At 66.1% G+C, this 658-nt stretch carries 2 protein-coding genes; both read right to left on the bottom strand.

Features of this window, described 5'->3' with window-relative positions; translation table 11 throughout:
- A partial coding sequence (locus tag ABD327_RS37390) for a MaoC/PaaZ C-terminal domain-containing protein (protein ID WP_344458544.1) occupies positions 1-371 on the bottom strand: 371 nt, incomplete at its 3' end.
- A partial coding sequence (locus ABD327_RS37385) for an FAS1-like dehydratase domain-containing protein (RefSeq protein WP_344458542.1) occupies positions 368-658 on the bottom strand: 291 nt, incomplete at its 5' end. The genes ABD327_RS37385 and ABD327_RS37390, both read right to left, overlap by 4 nt.

Below are 658 nucleotides of genomic sequence, written 5' to 3'. Positions count from 1 at the left end.
ACCTCACCGTCCGGGCCGACGACCACGACCCGCTGCTCCAGCACCAGATAGTCCTCACCGACCTCGACCACGCTGCCCTCGCAACGCACCGTCTCCTCGGCGAACACCAACGCCTTGAACGTGAAGTCCAACTTGCGCACGAAACACCGCGGACCCAGCCAGTCCTGGATCTGCTCCACCAAAAGAGCCCCGAACACCTGCCCGTCCACCACCGGACCCGGCACCCGCGCCGCCTTCACGAACTCCGGGTCGTAATGCAGCCGATACCAATCCCACGTCGCACCCGCATACGCCACCATGTCCGACAAGCCGATCCGCCGCTCCAACGCCGGCACGACCTCCCCCACCCGGTGAACCGCCCCCGCCGTCACTTGCCCGCCTCCAACGCCACGAAGATGATCGTCTCCTCGTTCTCCGCCAACAGGCCACCGTCTTGATCCGTGTAGCTCGCCCGCGAGGACACGATGAGCATCTCCGACCCCGACCGGGTCGTCTTGCCCTCCACACCCGTGATCTCCCACGTCGCCGTCACCACGTCCTCCGGACGCAGACGACGATGGAAGGTATAGGAGTTCCCACCCCGCACCTTGCGCGTCCCGGGAATCTCGATCCCCCACTCATGACCGGCATACCCGTCCGGCGGAATCGGCAGGTTCGC

It is taken from the genome of Actinocorallia aurantiaca (assembly GCF_039533685.1).
GTDB lineage: Bacteria > Actinomycetota > Actinomycetes > Streptosporangiales > Streptosporangiaceae > Actinocorallia > Actinocorallia aurantiaca.
The sequence above is the reverse complement of the archived record's forward strand: the minus strand, read 5'-3'. Positions and strand labels throughout refer to the sequence as shown.